Genomic DNA, 20,920 nt, shown 5'->3' with positions numbered 1-20,920 from the left:
GGTAAACCCGCTCCAACAGGAATACAACAAGCCTCGAAAGCTGTGAGATTCGTGTGGGAGCGGGTTTACCCGCGAAGAGGCCGGTGCAGGTAATCAGTGAATCAGTCGATGTACTCGAACAGCTTGACGATCTTCTGCACGCCCGAAACGCCCTGTACCACGGCAGTGGCCGAGTTGGCCTCCTGTTGGGTCACCAGGCCAAGCAGGTAAACGATGCCGTTCTCGGTAATTACCTTGATGCGCGAGCTGGGCACGGCATTGTCGGTCAGCATCTGGGTCTTGATCTTGGTGGTCAGCCAGGCGTCGTTGTTGCGCGCCAGGATGGAGGAGGGCTGCATCACCTGCAGCTCGTTGTGCACTTTCTTGACGCGCTGTACCTGGCTGGCAGTCTGCTCGGCGAGGCTCTTGAGGTCGGCGCGCGGTGTTTGGCCGGCCAGCAGGACGATGCCGTTGTAGCTGCTGACAACGATGTGCGAACCTTTGTCCAGGTCAGGGCTGGCCTTGGCGATGTTGACCGAGGCCTTGGTTTCGATCAGCGAGTCGTCGATCTTGCTGCCGATGGTGCGCGTTCCGCGATCGTCCTCGATTGGCGAATTGCGGGTAGAGGTCAGCACCGAGCTGCAACCAGTGACGCTCAGGCATAGGGTCAGGGCCATAAGGCCGAGGCGCGTAGGGGTCATTCTTCACTCCCGAACAGTTGGCTGTCGATCAGATCACACAGGCAGTGGATCGCCAGCAGGTGGACTTCCTGGATACGCGCGGTAACCGTCGAAGGCACGCGGATTTCCACGTCTTCGGGCAGCAGCAGCGAAGCCATGCCGCCGCCATCGCGACCAGTCAATGCTACGACAATCATTTCGCGGTCATGTGCGGCCTGGATCGCCTGAATCACGTTGGCCGAATTGCCGCTGGTGGAGATCGCCAGCAGCACGTCACCGGGCTGGCCCAGCGCGCGGATCTGCTTGGAAAAGACTTCGTTGTAGCTGTAGTCGTTGGCGATCGAGGTCAGGGTCGAGCTGTCGGTGGTCAGCGCGATGGCCGGCAGGCTCGGGCGTTCGCGCTCGAAGCGATTGAGCAGCTCGGAGGAAAAGTGCTGGGCATCGCCGGCCGAGCCGCCGTTGCCACAGGCGAGCATCTTGCCCTCGTTGAGCAGCGCGTTGACCATGACCAGGCTGGCCTGCTCGATGTGCGGTGCCAGGATGTCCATTGCCTGTTGCTTGGTATCGATGCTGGCCTGGAATAGCCGGCGAATTCGGGATTGCATGTCCATCTGGTGACCTTAAGTGGGGCGGTGGCCTTTGCTACGCGCAACAACGACCAGCCCGCGAAACATAGAGCAAAAAAATCGGAATGGGTTCAGCATTCGAAGGCGTTTTTCAGCCATTGAAGCGGTCTGCCTGCATGGTGGCTGCCCTGCAGGGCGACTACGTCGAAGCGGCAGGGGTGGTTACCCCAGTGGGGCTCCTTCTGCAGGAACAGGCTGGCGGCGAGCACCAACCGTTTCTGCTTGCGCCCGTCGATACTGCCGAGGGCGCCACCGAAGCCCGCGTGCAACCGGTAGCGGACTTCGACGAATACTACTGTATCGGCGTCGAGCATGACCAGATCAAGCTCACCGCCTTTGCATCGCCAGTTGCGCGCCAGCAGTTGCAGGCCTTGCCCTTGAAGGTACTCAAGGGCCTGGGTTTCCGCTGCCTGCCCGGCGCTGGTGGGCGACGCTGCTGCCATCAGCGGGCGGTATCAGGCAGGCGCTGGACCTGGCCGCGGACGAACTCGGCCCAAGGCAGCTGGCGCTCGACACGCTGGTTGGCGTTCATGCTCAGGCTGCCTGAAAGGCCCAGTACGCGGTTGTCCGGCAGTGCTTTCAGCTGGCCCAGGCGCGGCGCCAGGCTGTAGGCGTCGACGCCCATGGCATACAGGCGGCCAAGGCTGCCGGCCGCTTGCGGCCACTGCTGCACGACCTGCTGGCGCAGGCTGTTGCTGGTGTCCAGCAGCCACGGGGTTTCGCAGAAGCGGATACCGTTCATGTCGTTGTACTGGTTGACGTCACCACTGGCGCTGTACAGGTTCGAGGTGGCGTAGACCGGTACGTCACCGGCGTACTGGAAGTTCAGGGTCGGCTTGATCTGCTGGGCCTGTTGCGGGGTCGAGGCGAGGAAGATGAAGTCGATGTCCTGGCGGCGCGACGGCTGCGCGGCGATGCTGCCACCTACCGTGCTCTGCAGGCTCTTGGCGCGGCCTTCGCTCTGGCGCAGCTGGAACAGGTCGGCAATCTGCTGGGCCAGTGCGACCGGCTGGGCAATGCGCTCGGCGGCGAGCAGAGTGCCACCGTTGCCTTCCCAGTCCTGGCGGAAGGCGGCAAGCACGCGATCGCCCCATTCGCCGCTCGGTACCAGGGCAACTGCGCGGACCATGCCATCGGCGCGGGCGCGACGGGCCACTTCACGGGCTTCGTCTTCGGCAGCGAGGCCGAACTGGAACAGCTGCGGTGGAGCCTTCTGGCCGGCGTCGGCGTAGTTCAGGGCCAGGGTGGTGATCGGCAGTTGTGGCTTGGCAGCCAGTTGCTTGACCAGCGGTTTTTCCAGTGGGCCGATGACCAGCTGTACGCCTGCGGCCTGGGCCTGGCGATAGAAGTCGTCGAGCGAGCCGATGCGCGAGCTGTCGAATACCTGCACGGCTGGCGCCTGCTGGCCGGCTTGCTGGGCCTGGAAGTGTGCAGCCATGAAACCGTCACGCAGGGCGCGGGCAACACCGGCAAGCGGGCCTTCCTGAGGCAGCAGCAGGGCAATCTTGGTCAGCGGTTGGCTGGCCAGCTCCTTGAGCTTGGTCAGAGCCAGCGGCAGTTGCTGGGCGGCCGGGTGGTCCGGGTGCTGCTTGACCCAGGCGTCGATCGCCGCTTGCTGCTGTTCCAGGGTGCCGGCGCTTTTTACCGCGAAGGCCAGGCTGGTCCAGCCGGCAAGGGTCTGGTCGTTGCCTGGCTGCTGCAGTTGCTCTGCCGGCAGCGAGGCGACCAGTGCCCAGATGGCGTCATTGTTGGCGCTGGCGGCCTGACCGCTGAGCAGCGGGCCCAGCAGCACGCGCTGTTGCGCGGCGGCGAGGGCCTGGCCATCGGCTTCGAGGGCGGCCGCGTGCACGCTGTAGGTGCGCGCTTGCTGTTCTTCCGGCAGTTCGGCGACGCGCTGCAGGCTGGGGTGGGCCAGGGCGGCCAGGGCAGCCTTGGGCTGGTTGCGGCTCATGGCCAGCTCGGCACCGAGGGTGCTGGCGAACACTTGCTGGGCCGGCTTGAGCGTGTCCAGCGGCACCTGCTCGAGGATGCGTGCGGCGCGTGGGAAGTCCTTCTGCCTGTAGGCCAGGTCGGCTGCGCTCAGGCGCAGCAGCGCGGCGTCTTCCGCGGACTTGCTGGAAGCAGCCTTTTCGAGCAGTTGCTCGATGCTGGCGTCCGGGGTGCGTGGCAGTTCGCCCAGGCTGGATGAGGGCGAGCTGGCGCAGGCTGCCAGCAAGGCAGCAAGGCAGAGGGCTGTGAACAGCCGCAGGCAAGCGATCATGTAAAGGTCCTGTTACTCGATCAAGGTGGCCGGCAATTGTACCCAAGCGCTGGCCGGGGCGCGATGTTGCCGTGTCGATCCTTCACTATAGGAGGCCTGCCATCGGTCGTCGGCGAAGTTCTTTGCGCCCTGTTGCAGGCGCTCGGGCTACAATGGCGCCTTTGATCCGAACGACAGGTGTGCGCAGTGACTGATGTGGCAGGGGCTTCGAAATCCACGGTGGGGACGCTGTATGTGGTCGCAACCCCTATCGGCAACCTCGACGACATGAGTGCCCGGGCGCTGAAGGTGCTGGCGGACGTGGCCCTGATCGCGGCGGAAGATACCCGTCATTCGATCCGTCTGCTGCAGCACTTCGGCATCGACACGCCGCTGGCGGCATGCCATGAGCACAACGAGCGTGACGAGGGCGGGCGTTTTCTCACCAAGCTGCTGGCGGGCGAGAACGTTGCGTTGGTTTCCGATGCCGGCACGCCGCTGATTTCCGATCCGGGTTACCACCTGGTGCGCCAGGCGCGTGCTGCGGGGGTAAATGTGGTGCCGGTGCCGGGCGCCTGCGCTCTGATCGCCGCGCTGTCGGCAGCCGGCCTGCCGTCGGACCGCTTCATCTTCGAAGGCTTCCTGCCGGCCAAGGCGGCGGGACGGCGGGCGCGCCTGGAGCAGGTAAAGGAAGAGCCGCGCACGCTGATCTTCTACGAGGCCCCGCACCGTATCCTGGAATGCCTTGAAGACATGGAGGCGGTATTCGGTGGCGAGCGCCCGGCGCTATTGGCGCGTGAACTGACCAAGACCTTCGAGACCCTCAAGGGCCTGCCCCTGGCCGAGCTTCGCGCGTTCGTTGCTGGTGACAGCAACCAGCAGCGCGGTGAGTGCGTGGTACTGGTCGGTGGCTGGAGTGCGCCGGAGGGCGAACAGGCGGTCAGTGCCGAGGCGCAACGGGTGCTCGACCTGCTGCTGGCCGAGCTGCCACTCAAGCGGGCGGCGGCGCTGGCTGCGGAAATTACCGGGGTGCGCAAGAACCTGCTGTATCAACTTGCACTGGAAAAGCAGAAAGCCGAATAGTGGCATATTGATATAAATGCCGGTATTGCTTGTTCTTGGGCGCGCGTGCCGTTAATCTTGGCGGCGGAGAGTCGATCGGACAGTCGCTGCCTGCTTTTGTTCCGCAACAGCAGGGGGAGGAAAGTCCGGGCTCCATAGGGCAGAGTGCCAGGTAACGCCTGGGAGGCGCGAGCCTACGGAAAGTGCCACAGAAAATAACCGCCTAAGCACTTCGGTGCCGGTAAGGGTGAAAAGGTGCGGTAAGAGCGCACCGCACGGCTGGCAACAGTTCGTGGCTAGGTAAACCCCACTCGGAGCAAGACCAAATAGGGTTCCATCAGGCGTGGCCCGCGTCGGAACCGGGTAGGTTGCTAGAGGCGTCCAGTGATGGCCGTCGTAGAGGAATGACTGTCCTCGACAAAACCCGGCTTACAGATCGACTCTCCACCTTTCCCTCCCTGCTTTATTCGATAGCAGATGTCCTCTGGTAATACCGAAAAAATCTTACTCTTAATAATTCACTTTAACTTCGAACTCCATTCGCCTGCGTGGGTTTGATTTTTCTCGTGTTTTTTTCTGCTCGGTAGTCCTTCCGCATTCCTTTATTGCGCTAAATCTCGGTCCTGTAAGGCTTTTCCTTCCGAACGTGCCTTGACGGTGCTGCGGGCGGATTCCTATAGTGTGCGCAAGTGGCAGAAAGTGGGATGAAGTGGGTTTTCTGACACAAAAAAGCTAACATTGTGGGGAATCGCAGCCGTGTTCCGCGGAGCCAACGCCGTCAGCCTCGATGCCAAGGGCCGTCTCGCCATGCCGAGCCGGTACCGTGACGAGCTCGATTCGCGTTGCAATGGTCAGCTGATCGTGACCATCGACGCCGTTGACCCCTGCTTGTGTGTTTATCCCCTCGATGAGTGGGAGCAGATAGAAGCCAAGTTGCGTGCCTTGCCATCGTTGCGTGAGGAAAACCGCCGCCTTCAGCGTTTGCTGATCGGTAACGCGGTTGACCTGGAGCTCGATGGCAGTGGGCGTTTCCTGGTGCCGCCCCGTCTGCGTGAGTACGCCAAGCTCGACAAGAAGGCGATGCTGGTGGGGCAACTGAACAAATTCCAGCTGTGGGATGAAGATGCCTGGAACGCGGTTTCGGCAGCAGACCTTGCAGCTATTCAACAACCGGGCGCCATGCCCGACGAATTGCGTGACCTGATCCTGTGACCATAGATAGCGGCTTCAACCACATTACCGTCCTGCTCGACGAAGCTGTCGAGGCATTGGCCCTGCGCGCCGACGGTTGCTATCTGGACGGCACCTTTGGCCGTGGCGGGCACAGCCGGCTGATTCTCAGCAAGCTCGGGCCGCAAGGGCGGCTGCTGGGTTTCGACAAAGATCCACAGGCGATTGCCACGGGGCAAGCGCTGGCGGCCGAAGACGGCCGCTTTGTCATTGTGCAGCGCAGCTTTGCCGAGCTGGGGGCGGAAGTGGCCGAGCGTGGCCTGGATGGCAAGGTCAGCGGCGTATTGCTGGACCTGGGCGTTTCCTCGCCGCAGCTGGATGACCCCGAGCGGGGCTTCAGCTTCCTCAATGATGGCCCGCTCGACATGCGCATGAACCCGGACCAGGGCATCAGCGCCGCCGAGTTCATCGCCACTGCACCTGAAGAAGAAATAGCCCGTGTGTTCAAGGAGTACGGCGAAGAGCGTTTCGCCAAGCGCATGGCTCGCGCCGTGGTGCAGCGCCGCGAACAGCAACCGTTCACCCGCACCGGCGACCTCGCCGAGGTGCTGAAGGTGGCCAACCCGGCCTGGGAGAAGGGCAAGAACCCGGCGACCCGCGCCTTCCAGGGCCTGCGCATTCACGTCAACAACGAACTGGGTGATCTCGAGGCAGGCCTGGAGGCCGCGATCGATGCGCTGGAAGTGGGCGGCCGCCTGGCAGTGATCAGCTTCCATTCGCTGGAAGACCGCATCGTCAAGCTGTTCATGCGCAAGCTGGCCAAGGGCGAGGCTGACAACCTGCCGCGCAACCTGCCGGTACAGCACAAGGTCTTCGAGCCGAAAATCAAGCTCATCGGCAAGGCTCAGTTCGCTTCCGACGCCGAGCTCAAGGCCAACCCGCGGGCGCGCAGCGCCGTTATGCGGGTGGCGGAGAAGCTGCGGTGAGCAGGCTGTTTGCCAAACCTTTGCCAGGCGGAAGCTTCCTGATGCTTCTGCTGTTCGTTGCCGTGCTGGTTTCGGCCATCGCCGTGTCCTACAGCGCGCACTGGAACCGTCAGTTGCTCAACACGCTGTACGGCGAATTGAACGAACGTGACAAGGCCCAGGCCGAATGGGGCCGGCTGATTCTCGAACAAAGCACCTGGACCGCCGCCAGTCGCATCGAGAACCTGGCTTCCGAGCAACTGAAGATGCGCGTACCTTCGGCTGACGAAGTGCGGATGGTGGCGCCATGATGAAGCTCGAAGGCGCACTCTACCCCTGGCGCTTCCGCGTGGTGATCGGCTTGCTGGCGCTGATGGTCGGTGCCATCTGCTGGCGCATCATCGACCTGCAGGTAGTCGACCGTGACTTCCTCAAGGGGCAGGGCGATGCGCGCAGCCTGCGTCACATCCCTATCCCGGCTCACCGCGGCCTGATCACCGACCGTAACGGTGAACCGTTGGCGGTCAGTACCCCGGTCACCACCCTGTGGGCCAACCCCAAGGAAATGCAGGCCTCCAAGGACCGCTGGCCGCAGCTGGCAGCAGCACTGGGGCAGAACCCGCAGCAGCTGACCGAGCGCCTGACCCAGCAGGCCAGCAAAGAGTTCATCTACCTGGTCCGCGGCCTGACCCCGGAGCAGGGCCAGCATGTGCTCGACCTGAAAGTGCCGGGCGTGTATGGCCTGGAAGAATTCCGCCGCTTCTACCCGGCCGGTGATGTCACCGCGCACATGGTCGGCTTCACCGACCTCGACGACCACGGTCGCGAAGGGGTGGAGCTGGCCTATGACGAATGGCTGGCTGGCGTACCCGGCAAGCGGCAGGTGATCAAGGACCGGCGCGGCCGGCTGATCAAGGACATCCAGGTAACCAAGAACGCCAAGGCCGGGAAGACCTTGGCGTTGTCGATAGACCTGCGCCTGCAGTACCTGGCCACCCGCGAGCTGCGCAACGCCATTGCCGAACAGGACGCCAAGGCCGGCAGCCTGGTGATCATGGACGTCAAGACCGGTGAGGTCCTGGCCATGGTCAACCAGCCGACCTACAACCCCAACAACCGCCGCAGCATGTTCCCGGCCGCCATGCGTAACCGCGCGATCATCGACGTGTTCGAGCCGGGCTCCACGGTCAAGCCGATCTCCATGAGCGCGGCGCTGCAAAGTGGTCGCTGGAAGCCGACCGACAAGGTCGAGGTGTACCCGGGCAGCCTGCAAATTGGTCGCTACACCATCAAGGACGTGTCCAAGAGCGAAGGCCCGATCCTCGACCTGACCGGTATCCTGATCAACTCCAGTAACGTCGGCATGAGCAAGATCGCCTTCGACATCGGCGGCGAGGCCATCTACCGGGTCATGTCCCAGGTCGGCCTGGGCCAGTACACCGGCCTTGGCTTCCCCGGCGAGCGCGTCGGCAACCTGCCCAACCATCGCGAGTGGCGCAAGGCCGAGACTGCGACCCTGTCTTATGGCTATGGCGTGTCGGTGACCGCTCTGCAGCTGGTGCATGCATACGCGGCGCTGGCCAACGACGGCAAGATGGTGCCGCTGTCGATCCTCAAGGTCGACAAGGCCCCGGAAGCGGTGCAGGCCATTCCGAAGGAAACCGCCGAAACCATTCAGGGCATGCTGCAACAGGTGATCGAAGCACCGCGCGGCGTGTTCCGCGCCCAGGTGCCGTTCTACCACGTGGCCGGCAAGTCCGGTACCGCGCGTAAAGCCACCGTGGGCTCCAAGGGCTACACCGAAAACGCCTACCGCTCGCTGTTCGCCGGCTTCGGGCCGATGAGCGACCCGCGCTACGCCATCGTCGTGGTGATCGATGAGCCTGGCAAGGGCGGTTACTTCGGTGGCTTGGTTTCGGCACCGGTATTCAGCAAGGTCATGTCCGGCACACTGCGCCTGATGAACGTTCCGCCAGACAACCTGCCGCCACCGGCACCCGTCGAACAATCGCAAGTCAATGCAGCTGCAACCGCCAAGGGAGGGCGTGGATGATGACAATGCCATTGAGCAAGCTTTTCGCTCACGCCAGCCGTGACCCGTTGATCCGTGAACTGACGCTGGACAGCCGCAATGTGCGCCCGGGTGATCTGTTCCTGGCTGTTCCGGGTGCCAAGGTCGATGGCCGCGAGCATATCGCCGATGCCCTGGCGCGTGGCGCTGCCGCCGTAGCCTATGAAGAGCAGGGCGCGAGCGTCCTGCCAATCACCGATGTGCCGCTCATCCCGGTCAAGGGCCTGATCGCCCAGCTTTCGGATATCGCAGGTCGCTTCTATGGCGAACCAAGCCGCCAGCTGAATCTGGTGGGCGTTACCGGTACCAACGGCAAGACCAGCGTCACCCAGCTGGTGGCTCAGGCGCTGGATTTGCTTGGCCAGCGTTGTGGCCTGATCGGCACCTTGGGTACCGGCTTCTATGGTGAGCTGCAGAGTGGCCGCCTGACCACGCCCGACCCGATCGCCGTACAGTCGACCCTCAATGACCTCAAGAAAGGTGGCGCCAAAGCCGTGGCCATGGAGGTTTCCTCCCACGCACTGGAGCAGGGCCGGGTCGCCGCTCTGGAATTCGACATTGCGGTCATGACCAACCTGTCCCGCGACCACCTGGACTACCACGGCAGCATGGAGGCCTATGAGGCCGCCAAGGCCAAGCTGTTCGCCTGGCCGAGCCTGCGTTGCCAGGTGGTCAACCTGGATGACGATTTCGGCCGTCGCCTGGCCGCCGATTTTGCCCGCCGCCCGAGTGTCGACCATATCGAAACCCGGTTGCTCAGCTACAGCCTGGAGAACCCGGAGGCCTCGCTGTACTGCCGTGAAGCCGTGTTCAATGACGATGGCGTGTGCGCCACCCTGGTCACCGCCCAGGGCGAACGTACCCTGCGCAGCCAGTTGCTGGGCCGCTTCAACCTGAGCAACATGCTCGCCGCCGTGGCGACTCTGTTGGCGCTGGACTATGCGCTGGACGAAATCCTCGAGGTCACCCGGAAACTGCAGGGGCCTATCGGCCGTATGCAGCGCCTGGGTGGGGGCGACAAGCCGTTGGTGGTGGTCGACTATGCGCACACCCCGGACGCCCTGGAGAAAGTGCTCGAAGCCCTGCGCCCGCATGCGCACGGCAAGCTGCTGTGCCTCTTCGGCTGCGGCGGCGACCGAGACCGCGGCAAGCGCCCGCTGATGGCTGAAGTGGCCGAGCGCCTGGCCGACCGCGTGCTGGTAACAGACGACAACCCGCGTACTGAAGACCCGCTGCGCATCTTTGACGACATCCGCCCGGGTTTCACCAAGCCTGTCGAAGTCGAGTTCGTTGCCGGTCGTGGCGAAGCCATCGCGCACCTGATCGCCACCGCCGCTGCCGACGATGTGATCGTGCTGGCCGGCAAGGGGCACGAGGATTACCAGGAGATCAATGGCGAGCGCCATGATTTCTCCGATTTGACCGAGGCCGAAAAGGCACTTGCAGCCTGGGAGGCTCCACATGCTTAAGCCGATGTCACTCAGCCAGCTGACCACAGCACTGAGTGGTCAACAAATCGGTGCTGACGCCACCTTCACCGGCGTCAGCATCGACAGCCGCAGTGTTGGCGCCGGGCAATTGTTCGTCGCCCTGGCTGGCCCGCGCTTCGATGGCCACGACTACCTGGCCGATGTGAAGGCCAAGGGCGCTGTCGCTGCCCTGGTCGAGCGTGAAGTGGCCGATGTCGACCTGCCGCAGCTGCTGGTCGCCGATTGCCGCCTGGCCCTCGGCCAGCTTGGCGCGCTGAACCGTGCTGCCTTCGACAAGCCGGTGGTGGCCATCACCGGTTCCAGCGGCAAGACCACGGTCAAGGAGATGCTCGCCAGCATCCTGCGCACCCGTGGCCTGGTGCACGCCACCCGCGGCAACCTGAACAACGACCTCGGCGCGCCGCTGACCCTGCTGGAGATCGCCCCCGAGCACAGCGCCGCGGTGATCGAGCTGGGCGCCTCGCGCATTGGCGAGATCCGCTACACCGTCGGCCTGACCCGGCCCCAGGTGGTCATCATCAACAACGCCGGCACCGCCCACGTTGGCGAGTTCGGCGGCCCGGAAAAGATCGTCGAAGCCAAGGGCGAGATTCTCGAAGGCCTGGGCGAGGGCGGTATCGCCATCCTCAACCTGGACGACAAGGCCTTTGATATATGGAAGGCACGTGCCGGCGCGCACAAGGTCTTCAGCTTTGCCCGCAACAATCCAAAGGCCGATTTCCATGCCTCTGACATCGGCCGCGATGCCCGTGGTTGCCCGTCGTTCAAGCTGCATGGCGCTGGCGACACGGTAGACGTGCAACTCAATGTGCTCGGTGAGCACAACGTCAGCAATGCCCTGGCCGCCGCTGCCGCTGCCCATGCCGTTGGTCTGAGCCTGAGCGGCATCGCCGCAGGCCTGGCTGCCGTGCAACCGGTCAAGGGCCGTACCGTGGCGCAGATTGCGCCGAACGGCGTGCGGGTGATCGACGACAGTTACAACGCAAATCCCACCTCCATGTGCGCGGCCATTGATATACTCGCCGGCTTTTCCGGGCGCACCGTCTTGGTGCTTGGGGATATCGGCGAACTGGGGCAATGGGCGGAAGAAGGCCACCGTCAGGTGGGTGACTACGCGCGTGGCAAGGTCGACGCCCTGTACGCAGTGGGTTCCAACATGACACACGCGGTCAAGGCGTTCGGAGCCAATGGCCGCCATTTCGCTACTCAAGCTGAGCTGATCGACGCGGTTGGCGCCGAGAATGCCAGCGACACCACTATCTTGATCAAGGGCTCGCGCAGCGCTGCGATGGAAAACGTCGTGGCGGCATTGTGCGGTGCCAGCGGGGAGAAACATTAATGCTGCTGCTGTTGGCCGAGTATCTGCAACAGTTCCACAAAGGCTTCGCGGTCTTCCAGTACCTGTCCCTGCGCGGGATTCTGGGTGTGCTGACCGCGTTGTCCCTGGCGCTGTGGCTGGGGCCGTGGATGATCCGTACCCTGCAAATCCGCCAGATCGGCCAGGCCGTGCGTAACGACGGCCCGCAATCGCACTTGTCCAAGTCCGGCACCCCGACCATGGGTGGGGCGCTGATCCTGTCCGCCATCGCCGTCAGCACGCTGCTGTGGGCCGACCTGACCAACCGCTACGTGTGGGTGGTGCTGATCGTTACCCTGGCATTCGGTGCCATCGGCTGGGTCGACGACTACCGCAAGGTGATCGAAAAGAACTCGCGTGGCCTGCCAAGCCGCTGGAAGTACTTCTGGCAGTCGGTGTTCGGCCTGGCTGCAGCCATCTTCCTTTACAAGACCGCGCCGACCAGCGTCGAAACCACGCTGATCCTGCCGTTCATCAAGGATGTCACCATTCCGCTGGGCATCGGCTTCGTCGTGCTGACCTACTTCGTCATTGTCGGTTCGAGCAACGCGGTCAACCTCACTGACGGCCTCGACGGCCTGGCGATCATGCCGACGGTGATGGTCGGCGGCGCTCTGGGCATCTTCTGCTACCTGTCGGGCAACGTTAAGTTCGCCGAATACCTGCTGATCCCCTATGTGCCGGGCTCGGGCGAGCTGATCGTGTTCTGCGGCGCGCTGATCGGTGCCGGCCTGGGCTTCCTGTGGTTCAACACCTACCCAGCGCAGGTATTCATGGGTGACGTCGGTGCGCTGGCGCTGGGCGCTGCGCTGGGCACCATCGCCGTGATCGTCCGCCAGGAAATCGTGCTGTTCATCATGGGCGGCGTGTTCGTCATGGAAACCCTGTCGGTGGTGATCCAGGTTGCCTCCTTCAAGCTGACCGGCAAGCGCGTGTTCCGCATGGCGCCGATCCACCACCACTTTGAACTCAAGGGCTGGCCAGAGCCACGGGTGATCGTCCGCTTCTGGATCATCACCGTGATCCTGGTGCTGATCGGCCTTGCAACCCTGAAACTGAGGTAGATGAGCGTGTCCTTGATCGCTTCCGACCAATTCCGCATCGTTGTCGGCCTCGGCAAGAGCGGCATGTCCCTGGTTCGCTTCCTGGCGAGCCGGGGCATTGCCTTTGCGGTCGCCGACACCCGCGAGCAACCGCCGGAACTGGACACCCTGCGCCGTGATTACCCGCAGGTGGAAGTGCGCTGTGGTGAACTGGACGTGGACTTCCTGTGCCGCGCCAACGAGCTGTACGTCAGCCCCGGCCTGGCCCTTGCCACCCCGGCCTTGCAGCAGGCGGCCGCGCGTGGGGTGAAGCTGTCCGGTGACATCGAACTGTTCGCCCGCCACGCCAAGGCTCCGATCATTGCCATCAGCGGCTCCAACGCCAAGAGCACCGTCACTACCCTGGTCGGCGAAATGGCCGCCAAGGCGGGCAAGCGCGTGGCGGTGGGCGGCAACCTCGGTACCCCGGCGCTGGACCTGCTGGCCGATGACGTCGAGCTGTACGTGCTGGAACTGTCCAGCTTCCAGCTGGAAACCACCGACCAGCTCAACGCCGAAGTGGCCACCGTGCTGAACATCAGCGAAGACCACATGGACCGCTACAGCGGCCTGCCGGCCTACCACCTGGCCAAGCACCGGATCTTCCGTGGTGCCCGTCAGGTCGTGGTCAACCGCCAGGACGCCCTGAGCCGACCGCTGCCGGTGGAAGGCCGCCCATGCTGGACCTTCGGTCTCAACCAACCGGATTTCAAGGCCTTCGGCCTGCGTGAAGTGGACGGCGAAAAATACCTGGCGTTCGAGTTCCAGGCGCTGATGCCGGCACGTGAGCTGAAGATTCGTGGCGCCCACAATCAGAGCAACGCCCTGGCGGCTCTGGCTCTGGGGCACGCTGCCGGCCTGCCGTTCGAACCAATGCTCGAGGCACTGCGCGAGTTCGGCGGCCTGGCCCACCGTTGCCAGTGGGTGCGCGAGCGCAACGGCGTGAACTGGTACGACGATTCCAAGGCCACCAACGTCGGTGCTGCCCTGGCCGCGATCGAAGGCCTGGGTTCCGACATCGAAGGCAAACTGGTGCTGATCGCCGGTGGCGACGGCAAGGGCGCCGACTTCGCCGCGTTGCGCGAGCCGGTCAAGCGCTTCTGCCGCGCCGTGGTGCTGCTTGGCCGTGATGCCGAGCGCCTGGCCGAAGCCCTGGGTGATGGCGTGCAACTGGTCCGCGTTAAGTCTCTTGACGAGGCTGTAAAGCAATGCGCCGAACTGGCCCGGGCGGGTGATGCCGTGCTGTTGTCGCCGGCGTGCGCCAGCCTCGACATGTTCAAGAACTTCGAAGAACGCGGGCGCCTGTTCGCCCAGGCAGCGGGAGGCCTTGCATGATCTTTGGCATCCTCAAGCCCTATCCGTCGCCGCTGATCAGCGGCCGTGGCATCGACCTGGACTTCGCGATGCTCGCCGGCTGCCTGGCTTTGCTGGGCCTGGGCCTGGTGATGATCACCTCGGCGTCCTCGGAAGTGGCTGCGGTGCAGTCTGGCAACCCGCTTTACCACATGTTCCGCCACTTGGTGTACGTGTTCCTCGGCCTGGTCGCCTGTGGCGCCACCATGATGGTGCCGATCGCCACCTGGCAGCGCATGGGCTTCCTGATGCTGCTGGGGGCCTTCGGCCTGCTGGTGCTGGTGCTGGTGCCGGGTATCGGCCGCGAAGTGAACGGTTCCATGCGCTGGATCGGCTTCAGCTTCTTCAACGTGCAGCCTTCGGAAATTGCCAAGGTGTTCGTGGTCATCTACCTGGCTGGCTACCTGGTGCGCCGGCAGACCGAGGTGCGCGAAACCTGGATGGGCTTCTTCAAACCGTTCATCGTGCTGCTGCCCATGGCTGCCCTGCTGCTGATGGAGCCGGACTTCGGTGCCACCGTGGTGATGATGGGCGCGGCGGCGGCCATGCTGTTCCTCGGCGGGGTGGGGCTGTTCCGCTTCAGCCTGATGGTGGTATTGGCGGTGGTCGCGGTGTTCGTCCTGGTACAGGCGCAGCCTTACCGGATGGCGCGCCTGATTACCTTTACCGACCCGTGGTCCGACCAGTTCGGCTCGGGCTACCAGCTGACCCAGGCGCTGATTGCCTTCGGCCGTGGCGAGTGGCTGGGCGTTGGCCTGGGCAACAGCGTGCAGAAGCAGTTCTACCTGCCTGAAGCGCACACCGACTTCGTGTTCTCGGTACTGGCCGAAGAACTCGGTGTGGTCGGCTCGCTGCTGACTATCGCGCTGTTCGTATTCGTGACTGTGCGTGCCCTGTATATCGGCCTGTGGGCGGAAAAAGCCAAACAGTTCTTTGCCGCTTATGTTGCGTTCGGCCTTGCCTTCCTGTGGATCGGCCAGTTCCTGATCAACATCGGTGTGAACGTCGGCCTGCTGCCGACCAAGGGCCTGACCCTGCCGTTCCTCAGCTACGGGGGCAGCTCGCTGGTGATCTGCTGTGCCTGCGTGGGCCTGTTGCTGCGTATCGAGTGGGAAAGCCGTACGCACCTGGGCAGTGAGGAGCACGAATTCAGCGAAAGCGATTTTGCCGAGGAGACCAATCATGGCCGCTGACGGCAGGAACGTACTGATCATGGCGGGCGGCACCGGGGGCCACGTATTCCCGGCCCTGGCCTGCGCCCGTGAATTCCAGGCGCGCGGTTACAGCGTGCACTGGCTGGGCACCCCGCGTGGCATCGAGAACGAACTGGTGCCCCAGGCCGGCCTGCCGTTGCATCTGATCCAGGTCAGTGGCCTTCGCGGCAAGGGCAAGCTGTCGTTGCTCAAGGCGCCGTTGACCCTGATCAAGGCCGTGCTGCAGGCGCGGCGTATCGTGCGTGAGCTCAAGCCGGTATGCGTGGTCGGCTTCGGTGGCTATGTGACCGGCCCAGGTGGCGTGGCCGCACGCCTGTGCGGCGTACCGCTGGTGATCCACGAGCAGAACGCCCGCGCCGGTACTACCAACCGCCTGCTGCTGCCGCTGGCTGCCCGCGTGTGCGAAGCCTTCCCGGCCACCTTCGCCGCCAGCGACAAACTGCGCACCACCGGCAATCCTGTGCGCCCGGAGCTGTTCATGGATGCCCTGCGCGCGCCGCTGGCCGAGCGCCGTGCGCGCCTGCTGGTGATGGGCGGCAGCCTGGGGGCGGAACCATTGAACAAATTGTTGCCTAAGGCCCTGTCCGAAGTGCCCCCCGCGCTGCGGCCAGAGGTATTCCACCAGGCCGGCAAGCAACACGCGCCGGCCACCGCCGAGCGTTATCGCGAGGCGGGCGTCGAGGCTCAGGTAGAGCCCTTCATCAAGGACATGGCCCAAGCCTATGGCTGGGCCGACATTGTGGTGTGCCGGGCCGGCGCCCTGACCGTCAGCGAGCTGGCGGCAGCGGGCCTGCCTTCGATGCTGGTGCCATTGCCCCACGCGATCGACGACCACCAGACCCACAACGCCCAATATCTGGCCCGGGAAGGCGCTGCCTTCCTGATGCCACAAGCGACAACTGGCGCAGCGCAGCTCGCTGAACGCCTGAACGAGGTGCTGATGCAACCCGAGAAACTCAACGTCATGGCAGGCACCGCACGGCGCCTGGCCAAACCTGCCGCAACCAGCACCGTGGTCGATATCTGCCTGGAGGTGGCCCATGGTTGAAAGCCAGAAAGCCATGCCCCAGCCAAAGATGGGCCGTATCCGCCGTATCCACTTCGTCGGTATCGGCGGCGTGGGCATGTGCGGCATTGCCGAAGTGTTGCTGAACCTGGGCTATGAAGTGTCCGGTTCCGACCTGAAGGCTTCGCCGGTCACCGAGCGTCTGGAGTCGTTCGGCGCCGAGATTTTCGTCGGCCACCGCGCCGAGAACGCCGCCACTGCCGATGTGCTGGTGGTTTCCAGCGCCATCAACCCAGCCAACCCGGAAGTCGCCACCGCCCTCGAGCGGCGCATTCCGGTGGTGCCGCGCGCCGAGATGCTCGCCGAGCTAATGCGCTATCGCCATGGCGTGGCCGTTGCCGGCACCCACGGCAAGACCACCACCACCAGCCTGCTGGCCTCGGTGTTCGCCGCTGGCGGCCTGGACCCGACCTTCGTCATCGGTGGCCGCCTGACCGCTGCCGGCACCAATGCCCAGCTGGGTACCAGCCGCTACCTGATTGCCGAAGCGGACGAGAGCGATGCCAGCTTCCTGCACCTGCAACCGATGGTAGCCGTGGTCACCAACATCGACGCCGACCACATGGCGACCTACGAAGGTGACTTCAACAAACTGAAGAAAACCTTCGTCGAGTTCCTGCACAACCTGCCGTTCTACGGCCTGGCCGTGATGTGCCTGGACGACCCGGTGGTGCGCGAGATCCTGCCACAGGTCAAGCGCCCGACCGTGACCTATGGCTTCAGCGACGAGGCCGACATCCGCGCCATCAACGTGCGCCAGATGGGCATGCAGACCCACTTCACCGTGCTGCGTCGCGACCGCGAGCCGCTGGAGGTGTCGGTGAACATGCCCGGTAACCACAACGTGCTCAACGCCTTGGCCACCATCGCCATCGCCACCGACGAAGGCATCACCGACGAAGCCATTGTCCAGGGCCTGTCCGGGTTCCAGGGCGTCGGCCGCCGCTTCCAGGTGTACGGCGAACTGCCGGTCGAAGGCGGCAGCGTGATGCTGGTCGACGACTACGGCCACCACCCGACCGAAGTGGCTGCGGTGATCCAGGCCGTGCGCGGCGGTTGGCCAAGCCGTCGCCTGGTGATCGTCTACCAGCCGCACCGCTACAGCCGTACCCGCGACCTGTACGACGATTTCGTCCAGGTGCTGGGCGATGCCAACGTGCTGCTGCTGATGGAAGTCTACCCGGCTGGCGAAGAGCCGATCCCCGGCGCCGACAGCCGCCAGCTGTGCCACAGCATCCGCCAGCGCGGCAAGCTGGACCCGATATACATCGAACGTGGTGTCGACCTTGCGCCACTGGTCAAGCCACTGCTGCGCGCTGGCGACATCCTGATCTGCCAAGGTGCCGGTGATGTCGGCGGCCTGGCCCCTCAATTGATGAAAAGCCCGCTGTTCGCTGGCGCCAAGCAGGAGAAGTCGAAATGACCAGCGCCTACGACAAACTGCACTCGACCCTGGACGTCAAGGCGTTCGGCCGCGTCGCGGTGCTGTACGGCGGCAAGAGCGCCGAGCGCGAAGTGTCGCTCAAGTCCGGCGCCGCAGTGATCGACGCGCTGACCACCGCCGGTGTCGACGTGGTCGCCATCGACGTGGGGGACGACCTGCTCGACCGCCTGCAAAGCGAGAAGATCGACCGCGCCTTCATCATTCTCCACGGTCGTGGCGGTGAAGACGGCAGCATGCAAGGCCTGCTCGAGTGCCTGGGCATTCCCTATACCGGCAGTGGCATCCTTGCTTCGGCACTGGCCATGGACAAGCTGCGCACCAAGCAGGTGTGGCAGAGCCTGGGCATTCCGACTCCGCGCCACGCAGTGCTGGCGAGCGAAAGCGATTGTTTGCAGGCCAGTACGGAACTGGGCTTCCCGCTTATCGTCAAACCCGCCCATGAAGGTTCCAGCATCGGCATGGCCAAGGTGAACAGCGCCCAGGAACTGGTCGCCGCCTGGCAGGACGCAGCTAAATACGATTCCCAGGTACTGGTGGAGCAGTGGATCCACGGGCCGGAGTTCACCGTCGCGGTATTGCGCGGCCAGGTGCTGCCGCCGATCGCCCTGGGTACGCCGCACGTGTTCTACGACTACGACGCCAAGTACATCGCCAACGATACCCAGTACCGCATTCCGTGCGGCCTGGACAGCGTCAAGGAACAGGAACTGATCGACCTGACCGCGCGTGCCTGCGATGCCATCGGCATCGAAGGCTGGGGGCGGCTGGACGTGATGCAGGACGAGCAGGGCCGGTTCTGGCTGCTCGAAGTCAACACCGCACCCGGCATGACTGACCATAGCCTGGTGCCCATGGCGGCCCGCGCGGCCGGCCTGGACTTCCAGCAACTGGTGCTGGCAATCCTGGCCGAGAGCGTGGCGACGCGAGGTTAAAACCATGCAAGGCGCGATGATACGTCAGCAGCAACCCGTTACCGGCCGTAGCAAGCCGGTGCCGCGTGGTGCCAGCAGGCTGGTGGCCGACGAGCCCGTATCGGCGCGCCTGCCGCGGCCAAGCCTGGGTGGTCTCAAGCGCCTGCTGTGGCCGGTGCTGTTGGTGGCGGCCGGTTTTGGCGCCTACGAGGGCGCCATTCGCCTGATGCCATATGCCGACCGGCCGATCACCAAGATCGACGTGCAGGGCGACCTCAGCTACATCAGCCAGCAGTCGGTGCAGCAGCGTATCGCGCCCTATGTGGCAGCGAGCTTCTTCAGTGTCGACCTGCCGGCGATGCGCGCAGAGCTCGAGCAGATGCCGTGGATCGCCCACGCCGAAGTGCGCCGGGTGTGGCCCGACGAGGTGGTGATCCGCCTGGAAGAGCAGTTGCCGGTAGCGCGCTGGGGTGACGAAGCCTTGCTCAACAACCAGGGCCAGGCCTTCACCCCGCGCGAACTGGCCAACTACGAGCACCTGCCGCAGCTGGCCGGGCCGCAGCGTGCTCAGCAACAAGTCATGCAGCAGTATCAGGTATTGAGCCAGATGCTGCGCCCCCTGGGCTTTTCCATCGCTCGCCTGGAGCTGCGCGAGCGAGGCAGCTGGTTCCTGACCACGGGCGCGAGCAGCGCCGGGCCGGGCATCGAGCTGCTGCTGGGGCGCGACCATCTGGTGGAGAAGATGCGCCGTTTCATTGCCATTTACGACAAGACACTCAAAGACCAGATCACCACTATCGCCCGCATTGATCTGCGTTACTCCAACGGACTTGCCGTTGGTTGGCGGGAACCGATTGCACCGACGACGGCCCAACCCGCCGTTGCGAAGAATTAGAGAGAGGCAGGACCATGGCAAACGCGCATAGCGGCAAAATGATCGTCGGGCTGGACATCGGCACCTCCAAGGTGGTGGCGCTGGTGGGTGAAGTGGGCGAGGACGGCACCCTGGAAATCGTCGGGATCGGTACTCATCCGTCCCGCGGCCTGAAAAAAGGCGTGGTGGTGAACATCGAGTCCACCGTGCAGTCGATCCAGCGCGCCGTGGAAGAGGCGCAGCTGATGGCAGGCTGCCGCATCCACTCGGCCTTCGTCGGCGTGGCCGGCAATCACATCCGCAGCCTGAACTCCCACGGCATCGTCGCCATCCGCGACCGCGAGGTCAGCCTGGCCGACCTGGAGCGCGTACTCGACGCCGCCCAGGCCGTTGCCATCCCGGCCGACCAGCGCGTGCTGCACACCCTGCCGCAGGACTACGTGATCGACAACCAGGAAGGCGTGCGCGAGCCGCTGGGCATGTCTGGCGTACGTCTGGAAGCCAAGGTCCACGTGGTCACCTGCGCGGTCAACGCGGCGCAGAACATCGAGAAGTGCGTACGCCGTTGCGGCCTGGAAATCGACGACATCATCCTCGAGCAGTTGGCCTCGGCCTACTCGGTGCTGACCGACGATGAAAAAGAGCTGGGCGTGTGCCTGGTGGACATTGGCGGTGGCACTACCGACATCGCCATCTTCACCGAGGGCGCGATCCGTCACACCGCGGTGATTCCGATTGCTGGCGACCAGGTGACCAACGACATCGCCATGGCGCTGCGTACTCCGACCCAGTATGCCGAAGAAATCAAGATCCGCTACGCCTGCGCCCTGGCCAAACTGGCTGGCGCCGGCGAGACCATCAAGGTGCCGAGCGTGGGCGATCGCCCACCGCGCGAGCTGTCGCGCCAGGCCCTGGCCGAGGTGGTGGAGCCACGTTACGACGAGCTCTTCACCCTGATCCAGGCCGAACTGCGCCGCAGTGGCTACGAGGACCTGGTGCCGGCCGGCATCGTTCTCACCGGCGGCACCGCGAAGATGGAAGGCGCCGTGGAACTGGCCGAGGAAATCTTCCACATGCCGGTACGCCTGGGCGTACCGCACAGCGTTCGGGGGCTCAGCGACGTGGTTCGCAACCCGATCTATTCCACCGGCGTGGGCTTGCTCACCTACGGCCTGCAGAAGCAGACCGAAGACCTGCCCCTGACCGGTAACAGCAGCAACAACAGCTATGGCGATGAACCGAAGGCTCCAGTGCTTGAACGCTTCAAGCGCTGGGTCCAGGGCAATTTCTAAGTTTCAAAGCAGTAGTGGTAGGCGCGACAACTAGAGAACTGTAAG

The 20,920-nt window shown here is 64.1% G+C and carries 19 protein-coding genes and 1 other RNA gene; 16 read left to right on the top strand and 4 right to left on the bottom strand.

Annotation, left to right across the window (positions count from 1 at the left end; translation table 11 throughout):
* Positions 1 to 101: 101 nt before the first annotated feature.
* From KDB76_RS23735 to KDB76_RS23720, 4 genes are all read right to left on the bottom strand, one after another.
* Positions 102 to 680 (bottom strand): BON domain-containing protein, encoded by a 579-nt coding sequence (locus KDB76_RS23735; RefSeq protein WP_023662826.1) that lies wholly within the window; start codon positions 678 to 680, stop codon positions 102 to 104.
* Positions 677 to 1,270, bottom strand: coding sequence for a phosphoheptose isomerase (locus KDB76_RS23730; RefSeq protein WP_012274070.1), 594 nt, complete (start codon positions 1,268 to 1,270; stop codon positions 677 to 679). The genes KDB76_RS23735 and KDB76_RS23730 overlap by 4 nt, the downstream gene beginning before the upstream one ends.
* A gap of 86 nt (positions 1,271 to 1,356) precedes the next feature.
* The gene (locus tag KDB76_RS23725; protein WP_013974121.1) at positions 1,357 to 1,728 is read right to left on the bottom strand and encodes a YraN family protein; all 372 of its coding nucleotides are present in this window, start codon (positions 1,726 to 1,728) and stop codon (positions 1,357 to 1,359) included.
* On the bottom strand, positions 1,728 to 3,545 hold the full coding sequence (locus tag KDB76_RS23720) for a penicillin-binding protein activator (RefSeq protein ID WP_024087708.1): 1,818 nt from the start codon (positions 3,543 to 3,545) through the stop codon (positions 1,728 to 1,730). Before KDB76_RS23720 ends, KDB76_RS23725 begins: the two co-directional genes overlap by 1 nt.
* 267 nt (positions 3,546 to 3,812) lie before the next feature.
* Here KDB76_RS23720 and rsmI point away from each other — a divergent pair, with 267 nt between their 5' ends.
* From rsmI to ftsA, 16 genes are all read left to right on the top strand, one after another.
* Entirely contained in the window at positions 3,813 to 4,607 is a 795-nt protein-coding gene (rsmI, locus tag KDB76_RS23715; RefSeq protein WP_230397085.1) for a 16S rRNA (cytidine(1402)-2'-O)-methyltransferase, read from the top strand.
* A gap of 67 nt (positions 4,608 to 4,674) precedes the next feature.
* An RNA gene (gene rnpB / locus KDB76_RS23710) (RNase P RNA component class A) lies at positions 4,675 to 5,034 on the top strand.
* Positions 5,035 to 5,342: 308 nt separating this feature from the next.
* On the top strand, positions 5,343 to 5,798 hold the full coding sequence (mraZ, locus tag KDB76_RS23705; protein ID WP_004575120.1) for a division/cell wall cluster transcriptional repressor MraZ: 456 nt from the start codon (positions 5,343 to 5,345) through the stop codon (positions 5,796 to 5,798).
* A 2-nt stretch (positions 5,799 to 5,800) separates the two neighbouring features.
* A complete protein-coding gene (gene rsmH, locus KDB76_RS23700) occupies positions 5,801 to 6,742 on the top strand; it encodes a 16S rRNA (cytosine(1402)-N(4))-methyltransferase RsmH (RefSeq protein ID WP_169774642.1) in 942 nt (313 codons plus the stop codon).
* Complete coding sequence (gene ftsL / locus KDB76_RS23695) at positions 6,739 to 7,032, top strand: cell division protein FtsL (RefSeq protein ID WP_003260787.1); 294 nt, start codon at positions 6,739 to 6,741, stop codon at positions 7,030 to 7,032. The genes rsmH and ftsL overlap by 4 nt, the downstream gene beginning before the upstream one ends.
* Positions 7,032 to 8,774, top strand: a complete 1,743-nt coding sequence (locus KDB76_RS23690) for a penicillin-binding protein 2 (RefSeq protein WP_162150115.1) — start codon at positions 7,032 to 7,034, stop codon at positions 8,772 to 8,774. Before ftsL ends, KDB76_RS23690 begins: the two co-directional genes overlap by 1 nt.
* Positions 8,774 to 10,261: a UDP-N-acetylmuramoyl-L-alanyl-D-glutamate--2,6-diaminopimelate ligase gene (locus KDB76_RS23685; RefSeq protein WP_024087705.1), complete on the top strand. Its 1,488-nt coding sequence runs from the start codon at positions 8,774 to 8,776 to the stop codon at positions 10,259 to 10,261. Before KDB76_RS23690 ends, KDB76_RS23685 begins: the two co-directional genes overlap by 1 nt.
* Positions 10,254 to 11,621: a UDP-N-acetylmuramoyl-tripeptide--D-alanyl-D-alanine ligase gene (gene murF / locus KDB76_RS23680; protein ID WP_023661970.1), complete on the top strand. Its 1,368-nt coding sequence runs from the start codon at positions 10,254 to 10,256 to the stop codon at positions 11,619 to 11,621. The genes KDB76_RS23685 and murF overlap by 8 nt, the downstream gene beginning before the upstream one ends.
* A complete protein-coding gene (gene mraY, locus KDB76_RS23675; RefSeq protein ID WP_023661969.1) occupies positions 11,621 to 12,703 on the top strand; it encodes a phospho-N-acetylmuramoyl-pentapeptide-transferase in 1,083 nt (360 codons plus the stop codon). The genes murF and mraY overlap by 1 nt, the downstream gene beginning before the upstream one ends.
* 6 nt (positions 12,704 to 12,709) lie before the next feature.
* The gene (gene murD / locus KDB76_RS23670; RefSeq protein ID WP_038410490.1) at positions 12,710 to 14,056 is read left to right on the top strand and encodes a UDP-N-acetylmuramoyl-L-alanine--D-glutamate ligase; all 1,347 of its coding nucleotides are present in this window, start codon (positions 12,710 to 12,712) and stop codon (positions 14,054 to 14,056) included.
* On the top strand, positions 14,056 to 15,267 hold the full coding sequence (ftsW, locus tag KDB76_RS23665; protein ID WP_169774641.1) for a putative lipid II flippase FtsW: 1,212 nt from the start codon (positions 14,056 to 14,058) through the stop codon (positions 15,265 to 15,267). Before murD ends, ftsW begins: the two co-directional genes overlap by 1 nt.
* Positions 15,257 to 16,336: an undecaprenyldiphospho-muramoylpentapeptide beta-N-acetylglucosaminyltransferase gene (gene murG / locus KDB76_RS23660; protein WP_013974111.1), complete on the top strand. Its 1,080-nt coding sequence runs from the start codon at positions 15,257 to 15,259 to the stop codon at positions 16,334 to 16,336. The genes ftsW and murG overlap by 11 nt, the downstream gene beginning before the upstream one ends.
* Positions 16,329 to 17,777 (top strand): UDP-N-acetylmuramate--L-alanine ligase, encoded by a 1,449-nt coding sequence (gene murC / locus KDB76_RS23655; protein ID WP_013974110.1) that lies wholly within the window; start codon positions 16,329 to 16,331, stop codon positions 17,775 to 17,777. Before murG ends, murC begins: the two co-directional genes overlap by 8 nt.
* Positions 17,774 to 18,730, top strand: coding sequence for a D-alanine--D-alanine ligase (locus tag KDB76_RS23650; protein WP_023661967.1), 957 nt, complete (start codon positions 17,774 to 17,776; stop codon positions 18,728 to 18,730). The genes murC and KDB76_RS23650 overlap by 4 nt, the downstream gene beginning before the upstream one ends.
* Positions 18,731 to 18,734: 4 nt before the next feature.
* Positions 18,735 to 19,604 carry a cell division protein FtsQ/DivIB gene (locus KDB76_RS23645; RefSeq protein ID WP_012274056.1) on the top strand — a complete coding sequence of 290 codons (870 nt, stop codon included), beginning with the start codon at positions 18,735 to 18,737 and terminating at the stop codon, positions 19,602 to 19,604.
* A 14-nt stretch (positions 19,605 to 19,618) separates the two neighbouring features.
* Positions 19,619 to 20,875 (top strand): cell division protein FtsA, encoded by a 1,257-nt coding sequence (gene ftsA, locus KDB76_RS23640; RefSeq protein ID WP_015271706.1) that lies wholly within the window; start codon positions 19,619 to 19,621, stop codon positions 20,873 to 20,875.
* Positions 20,876 to 20,920 lie beyond the last annotated feature (45 nt).

The sequence above is a fragment of the Pseudomonas sp. JS425 genome (genome assembly GCF_018223845.1).
GTDB classification, from domain to species: domain Bacteria; phylum Pseudomonadota; class Gammaproteobacteria; order Pseudomonadales; family Pseudomonadaceae; genus Aquipseudomonas; species Aquipseudomonas asiatica.
This window is presented reverse-complemented; position numbering and strand designations above follow the sequence as displayed.